This window comes from Treponema sp. R8-4-B8, from assembly GCF_054786175.1.
Genome location: NZ_BDHE01000395.1, coordinates 1 through 449, shown reverse-complemented (window position 1 = coordinate 449; position 449 = coordinate 1). Strand labels below are relative to the sequence as shown.

The 449-nt window shown below is 48.3% G+C and carries 1 protein-coding gene; it reads right to left on the bottom strand.

The annotated features are described in order from the left end of the window. Nucleotides 1-59 precede the first annotated feature (59 nt). Nucleotides 60-449 (bottom strand): hypothetical protein (locus tag ACYVRA_RS08935; protein ID WP_461252360.1); only part of this gene is annotated, 390 nt, incomplete at its 5' end.

Sequence of the window (449 nt, the reverse complement as noted above, 5' to 3'; positions counted from 1 at the left end):
TTTGCGCTTTTGCGCCTCTGCGAGAGGTCTTTTTGTAAATATTTAGATGTTACAGAGTGCTATCGCCGTCCTTCAATCTTAAACGCCATATAATGCCCTGGCGTTATGTGAATATCAAAAACACTCTCGCTCTCCCCGGAACGGACAATTTCAAACGGGCGCATTTTTGGCATTTTTAATGGTACTAACGACGCTCCCGCCCTGTTAATGCGGACGCGCACCCGTTCAGGCCTGTCAAGGAATGATTGCAAAATAAAAGTGTCGTTGTCATAGGGGAACAGAGACACGCGGCTGCAACATTCCAGCGTTATGGGCAAATCAAATTCCCCGCGCAAAAGATTGAGCGTCTCGGCGGGAAGATTGTACAAATCGGCGAATGAGTCGGGTATTGTCCGTATATAGAGACTGCCTTTGCCATACGCGCCGCACAACAATAACGCGTGGCTTGA